The organism is Streptomyces murinus (assembly GCF_002154555.1).
Lineage (GTDB): Bacteria > Actinomycetota > Actinomycetes > Streptomycetales > Streptomycetaceae > Streptomyces > Streptomyces murinus.
On the sequence record NZ_MUNF01000341.1, the window covers coordinates 1 to 6,345 of the forward strand.

Sequence of the window (6,345 nt, forward strand, 5' to 3'; positions counted from 1 at the left end):
GCCGCTCCCCGGCGCACGCGCGAGCCGTCGTGCGCCGGGGAGCGGCCGTTCGCCGCACTGGCTGATTCGCGGCGGCGAAGTGCTACGCGTCCTCGGCCAGTTCCAGCCAGCGCAGCTCCAGCTCCTCGCGCTCACCGGCGAGTTCCCGCAGCTGGGCGTCCAGTTCGGCCACCTTCGCGAAGTCCGTCGCGTTGTCGGCGATCCGCGTGTGCAGCTTGGCCTCCTTCTCGGAGACCTTGTCCAACTGCCGCTCGATCTTCTGGAGTTCCTTCTTGGCGGCGCGCTGGTCGGCGGCGCTCTTCTCCTGCGTGGCCGGCTTGGGGGCCGCGGCGGCGTTGCGCTCGGCGACGGCCTCCTCCATGCGCAGGCGCCGCTCCAGGTACTCGTCGATGCCGCGCGGCAGCATCCGCAGCGCGCCGTCGCCGAGCAGGGCGAACACCCGGTCCGTGGTGCGCTCCACGAAGAACCGGTCGTGGGAGATGACGATCATCGAGCCGGGCCAGCCGTCGAGGACGTCCTCCAGCTGGGTGAGGGTCTCGATGTCGAGGTCGTTGGTGGGCTCGTCCAGGAAGAGGACGTTGGGCTCGTCCATCAGCAGCCGCAGCAGCTGGAGGCGGCGGCGCTCACCGCCGGAGAGGTCGCCGACCGGCGTCCACTGCTTCTCCTTGGTGAACCCGAAGGTCTCGCAGAGCTGGCCCGCGGTCATCTCGCGCCCCTTGCCGAGGTCGACGCGCTCGCGCACCTGCTGCACGGCCTCCAGGACCCGGCAGGCGGGGTCGAGTTCGGCGACCTCCTGGGAGAGGTAGGCGAGCTTGACCGTCCGGCCGACGGCGACCCGGCCGCCGGCCGGCTGCGTCTCGCCCCCGGTGCGGGCGGCCTCGGCCATGGCGCGCAGCAGCGAGGTCTTGCCGGCGCCGTTCACACCGACCAGGCCGATCCGGTCGCCGGGGCCGAGCTGCCAGGTGATGTGCTTGAGCAGCACCTTGGGGCCGGCCTGGACGGTGACGTCCTCCAGGTCGAAGACGGTCTTGCCGAGCCGGGAGGAGGCGAACTTCATCAGCTCGCTGCTGTCGCGGGGCGGCGGCACGTCCGCGATCAGCTCGTTGGCGGCCTCCACTCGGAAGCGGGGCTTGGAGGTACGGGCGGGCGCGCCGCGGCGCAGCCAGGCCAGCTCCTTGCGGATCAGGTTCTGCCGCTTGGCCTCTTCGGTGGCGGCGATGCGCTCGCGTTCGGCACGCGAGAAGACGTAGTCGGAGTAGCCGCCCTCGTACTCGTACACGTCTCCGCGCTGCACGTCCCACATGCGGGTGCAGACCTGGTCGAGGAACCAGCGGTCGTGGGTGACGCAGACGAGCGCCGAGCGGCGGTTCTGGAGGTGCCGGGCGAGCCAGGAGATGCCCTCGACGTCGAGGTGGTTGGTGGGCTCGTCCAGGACGAGCAGGTCCTGCTCCTCGATCAGCAGCTTGGCCAGCGCGATACGGCGCCGCTCGCCACCGGACAGCGGGCCGATGACCGTGTCGAGCCCCTTGGGGAAGCCCGGCAGGTCCAGGCCACCGAACAGGCCGGTCAGTACGTCCCTGACCTTGGCGTTGCCCGCCCACTCGTGGTCCGCCATGTCGCCGATCACCTCATGGCGGACGGTGGCGGCGGGGTCGAGCGAGTCGTGCTGGGTGAGCACACCGAGGCGCAGCCCGCCGGAGTGGGTGACACGGCCGGTGTCGGCGTCCTCCAGCTTGGCCAGCATCCGGATCAGGGTGGTCTTCCCGTCACCGTTGCGGCCGACGACCCCGATCCTGTCCCCTTCCGACACACCGAGCGAGACGCCGTCCAGCAGGGCACGGGTGCCGTACACCTTGCTGACGTTCTCGACATTGACCAGGTTGACGGCCATTTCACTCCTGTGCGCGGGGGTCGGTCAGCCTTCTAGCGTAGGGCCTCGGGGGTGGGGGGTGACGCGCGAGGGGATGGTCACTCTTTGTGATGACGTGATCGGGAACGGGCCGCTAGCCCCGAGGGCGGGCGGCAAGATCCCGTTCATGGGAGAAACCAGGACCGCTGAGTCCGCAGGGCACCCGGTCCACTGGCCGGTGCCGCCGCACGATGGCTACACCGTGGACGACTTGTTCACACTGCCTGATCTCCCGCCACACACCGAGATGATCGACGGGATCCTGGTTTTCGTGAGTCCGCAGCGCTACTTTCGCGTCGCAGTCATCGACCTGCTGGTCAGCGGTCTGCGCCGCACTCTGCCGTCCGACATGAGGGTCGCGCGGGAGATGACCGTCGTGCTCGACAAGCACAACGGCCCGGAGCCGGATATCTGCGTCGTCCGTGGCGAAGCCCTCACCGACCGGCGCCAGACTCGCTTCGAGGCGGCCGACGTCCTGCTCGCCGTCGAAGTCGTCTCACCCGACTCCGAGTCCCGCGACCGCGACACCAAGCCGCGCAAGTACGCCGCGGCAGGTATCCCCAACTTCTGGCTGGTCGACATGGCGGGCGAGGACGACCACCCCGTCGTCCAGGTCTACGAACTCGGCAAGGTCACCGGCACGTACGCCCTGACCGGCGTCTACCACGACCACGTCAAGATCACCGTCCCCTACGGCATCGACATCGACCTGACCGAGATCGACGCCCTCTGAGGCCCTCTGAGTCCCTAGAGGACCGTCGCCCCCGCCACCGGTCCCGCCGCCGTCCGTACCGTGCGGCAGGTGCCGGAGGCGGTGAGGGCCGCCGCGACCTTCTCGGCCGTGGCGGCGTCCCGGGTGAGGAAGGCCGTCGTGGGGCCCGAGCCCGAGACGAGCGAGGCGAGGGCCCCCGCGGCGCGGCCCGCCGCCAGGGTGGCCGCCAGTTCCGGGAAGAGGGACAGGGCGGGCGGCTGGAGGTCGTTGGTGACGGCGGCCGCCAGCGCGTCGGCGTCGCCCTTGGCCAGGGCGTCCAGCAGGTCCTGCGAGGCCACCGGCTCCGGGATCTCCCGGCCCTCGGCCAGTCGGTCGAACTCGCGGAAGACCGCCGGCGTGGACAGCCCGCGCTCGGCCATCGCGAACACCCAGTGGAACGTGCCGCCGACGTCCAGGCCGGTCAGCAGCTCCCCGCGGCCGACGCCCAGCGCGGCACCGCCGACCAGGCTGAACGGCACATCGCTGCCCAACTCGGCGCAGATCGCGAGGAGTTCGGCCCGTGACGCACCCGTGCCCCACAGCCTGTCGCAGGCGAGCAGCGCGCCCGCGCCGTCCGCGCTGCCGCCCGCCATGCCGCCGGCGACGGGGATGTCCTTGTCGATGTGGAGGTGCACGTTCGGCTCGATGCCCCGGCGCGCGGCGAGCGCGAGGGCGGCGCGGGCGGCGAGGTTGGTGCGGTCCAGGGGGACCTGGGCGGCGTCCGGGCCCGCGCAGGTGACGCGCAGTTCGTCGGCGGGGGTGACCGTGACCTCGTCGTACAGGCCGACGGCGAGGAAGACGTTGGCGAGGTCGTGGAACCCGTCGGGGCGGGCGGCGCCCACCGCCAGCTGGACGTTGACCTTGGCGGGGACGCGGACCGTGACGCTCACTGCGCTCCTTGGACTGTGCGGGCGGCCGGCGTCAGGCGCCGGTCTGGGCGTGCTCGGCGATACGGGCGAACTCCTCGACCGTCAGCGACTCGCCGCGGGCCTGCGGGGAGATCCCGGCGGCGACCAGGGCGGCCTCGGCGGCGGCCGCGGAACCGGCCCACCCGGCGAGCGCCGCCCGCAGGGTCTTGCGGCGCTGCGCGAAGGCCGCGTCGACCACCGCGAAGACCTGCCGCTTCGTGGCCGTCGTCGCGATCGGCTCGGTGCGCCGCACCAGGGAGACGAGCCCGCTGTCGACGTTCGGCGCGGGCCAGAAGACATTGCGGCCGATGGCACCGGCCCGCTTGACCTCGGCGTACCAGTTGGCCTTCACGGACGGGACGCCGTACACCTTCGAGCCGGGTGCGGCGGCGAGGCGGTCGGCGACCTCGGCCTGCACCATCACCAGGGTGCGCTCGATGCTCGGGAAGGTGGCGAGCATGTGCAGCAGCACGGGGACGGCGACGTTGTACGGCAGGTTCGCGACGAGCGCGGTCGGGGCGGGGCCCGGCAGCTCGGTGACGTCCATCGCGTCGGAGTGGACCAGCGCGAAGCGGTCGGCGCGGGCGGGCATCCGGGCGGCGACGGTCGCGGGGAGGGCGGCGGCGAGGACGTCGTCGATCTCCACGGCGGTGACGCGGTCGGCGACCTCCAGCAGCGCCAGGGTGAGCGAGCCGAGCCCGGGGCCGACCTCCACGACGGTGTCGTCGGGGCGGACCTCGGCGGTGCGGACGATACGGCGGACCGTGTTCGCGTCGATCACGAAGTTCTGGCCGCGCTGCTTGGTGGGCCGGACACCGAGCGCGCTCGCGAGCTCGCGGATGTCGGCGGGGCCGAGGAGGGCGTCGGGGGCGGGGCTACTCACGGGACAAGGGTACGGGGCGCCGGTGGGCGCCCCTGACAAGCGCCCCCCGCACCTACCCGTGCAGCCGCTCCCCGCAATGCGGCCAGGGGCTCTCCCCCCGCCGCGCGTACAGCTTCTTCGCCCGGTACGTCTGCTCCGACTCCGACGCGTCCTGGGGCAGCCCCGTGCCCCCCAGCGTGTGCCACGTATGCGCGTCGAACTGGTACAAACCCCCGTACGTCCCTGAGGCGTCCACCGCGTGCGGATCGCCGCCGGACTCGCACACCGCGAGCCCGTGCCAGTTCAGCGCGTCGACCCCCGCGGCCGAGCGCGGCGCCGCCTTGGTGCCGACCTTCACCACCTGCCGCCGCGGCCTGCGCACCACTTCCGTGCCCTCCCGGCGCGGCTCCTGGCGCACTCCGTTGACCGTGCGCAGCAGATATGTGATCCGCCGCAGCCCGGGGCGCCCGGGGCTGGCGACGACCTCGGTGCCCTTGAGCAGCGTGGGGTCGTACGTCCGCTCGGTGCGGAACGGGATCTCCTCCTCGCGGACCTCCCGTCCCCCGGTCACCCGCAGCACCGTGACGGTCTGCCCGTCGCGCGGGAAGCTGTCGGCCGGGACGGAGAGCGTGTCGTCGGCGCCCAGGGCGACCCCGGCCTCCTCGACGGCCTCCCCGACCGTCGCCGCGTTGGTGCGGATGGTGCGGGCCCGCCCGTCGGCCATGACCGTGACCGCCCGCTCGGTGCGCACATCGAGCGCGAGCCCGGCGCGGCCGATGCGCTGGGAGCGCGAGGCCGACAGATACGCGCCCTCCGCGCGCACCCCCAGCTCCCGCAGCGCCCCGTCCACGGTCCCCGCCGTCGTCCACACCTGGTGCGGCCGGCCGTCCAGGGTGAGCCGCACGGGGCGGCCGTGGCGCACCGCGATCGCGTCGCCGCCGACGAGCGGGGTGTCGGGGCCGGGCGCGACCAGGTCGTGCTCGCCCACCTGGACGCCCTCCTCGGCGAGCAGCGCGTGCACATCGTCGGCGAAGGTGTGCAGCGCCCGCGGCCGGCCGTCGACATCGAGCCGGATCGCCCGGTCCTGCGCGACGAACGCGGTGGTGCCGCCGGCCAGGAAGGCCACCACCAGCGCCTGCGGCAGCAGCCGGCGCACCACGGAGTCCGGCCGTTCGGCCGCCCGCGCCCCGCGCCGGCGCGCACGCCGGCCACCGCGCCGCTCCGGCGACGCGCCTGTCTCCAACCGCCGTTTACCGCTCACGCCGACACGCTCCACAGGGGGCCGAAAGGTCCGGATCGGGGGCAGAACCTAGCGGAGCCTCGGTCACTCTCCAAAGTGACGCGACTACGGAACGCTACGAAATGGGGGGCTAAGCCGGGTAGTCGAAGGCGCGGGCCGTGTTGGTGTTCAGGGCCGTCGCCAGCGCGTCTTCGTCGATGCCGCGTACGGCGGCCATGGCGCGCACGGTGACCGGAACGAGGTACGGCGCGTTGGGCCGTCCGCGGTACGGCGCCGGGGTGAGGAAGGGCGCGTCGGTCTCTACGAGGACCAGTTCCAGCGGGGCGACGGCGAGGGCGTCGCGCAGATTCTGGGCGTTCTTGAAGGTGACGTTGCCCGCGAAGGACATGAAGTAGCCCTCGCGGGCGCAGATCTCCGCCATCTCGGCGTCACCGGAGTAGCAGTGGAAGACGGTGCGCTCGGGGGCGCCCTCCTCCTTGAGCACGCGCAGCACATCGGCGTGCGCCTCGCGGTCGTGGATGACGAGCGCCTTGCCGCGCCGCTTGGCGATCTCGATGTGCGCGCGGAAGGACCGCTCCTGGGCCTCCTTGCCCTCGGGGCCCGTGCGGAAGTAATCGAGGCCGGTCTCGCCGACGCCCCTGACGTGGGGCAGCGCGGCGAGACCGGCCTCGATTA

The 6,345-nt window shown here is 72.8% G+C and carries 6 protein-coding genes; 1 reads left to right on the forward strand and 5 read right to left on the reverse strand.

Features of this window, described 5'->3' with window-relative positions:
* Positions 1-82: 82 nt before the first annotated feature.
* The gene (locus tag CCN72_RS20895; RefSeq protein ID WP_086808839.1) at positions 83-1,891 is read right to left on the reverse strand and encodes an ABC-F family ATP-binding cassette domain-containing protein; all 1,809 of its coding nucleotides are present in this window, start codon (positions 1,889-1,891) and stop codon (positions 83-85) included.
* Between the two features lie 145 nt (positions 1,892-2,036).
* Here CCN72_RS20895 and CCN72_RS20900 point away from each other — a divergent pair, with 145 nt between their 5' ends.
* Positions 2,037-2,642: a Uma2 family endonuclease gene (locus tag CCN72_RS20900; protein ID WP_086808840.1), complete on the forward strand. Its 606-nt coding sequence runs from the start codon at positions 2,037-2,039 to the stop codon at positions 2,640-2,642.
* Between the two features lie 14 nt (positions 2,643-2,656).
* On the opposite strand, the gene CCN72_RS20905 is transcribed toward CCN72_RS20900, so the two are convergent.
* The 4 genes from CCN72_RS20905 to CCN72_RS20920 form a co-directional block, all read right to left on the reverse strand.
* Entirely contained in the window at positions 2,657-3,550 is an 894-nt protein-coding gene (locus tag CCN72_RS20905) for a 4-(cytidine 5'-diphospho)-2-C-methyl-D-erythritol kinase (RefSeq protein WP_086808841.1), read from the reverse strand.
* A gap of 31 nt (positions 3,551-3,581) precedes the next feature.
* Positions 3,582-4,451, reverse strand: coding sequence for a 16S rRNA (adenine(1518)-N(6)/adenine(1519)-N(6))-dimethyltransferase RsmA (rsmA, locus tag CCN72_RS20910; RefSeq protein ID WP_037653773.1), 870 nt, complete (start codon positions 4,449-4,451; stop codon positions 3,582-3,584).
* A 52-nt stretch (positions 4,452-4,503) separates the two neighbouring features.
* Complete coding sequence (locus CCN72_RS40685; RefSeq protein WP_279630261.1) at positions 4,504-5,691, reverse strand: resuscitation-promoting factor; 1,188 nt, start codon at positions 5,689-5,691, stop codon at positions 4,504-4,506.
* A 109-nt stretch (positions 5,692-5,800) separates the two neighbouring features.
* The coding region (locus CCN72_RS20920; protein ID WP_143664150.1) for a TatD family hydrolase at positions 5,801-6,345 on the reverse strand (545 nt) is incomplete at its 5' end.

What these genes read in the sequence shown, in the direction of transcription:
- CCN72_RS20895 (WP_086808839.1), bottom strand. Translation starts at nt 1,891, where the DNA reads ATGGCCGTCAACCTGGTCAATGTCGAGAACGTCAGCAAGGTGTACGGC.
- CCN72_RS20900 (WP_086808840.1), top strand. Translation starts at nt 2,037, where the DNA reads ATGGGAGAAACCAGGACCGCTGAGTCCGCAGGGCACCCGGTCCACTGG.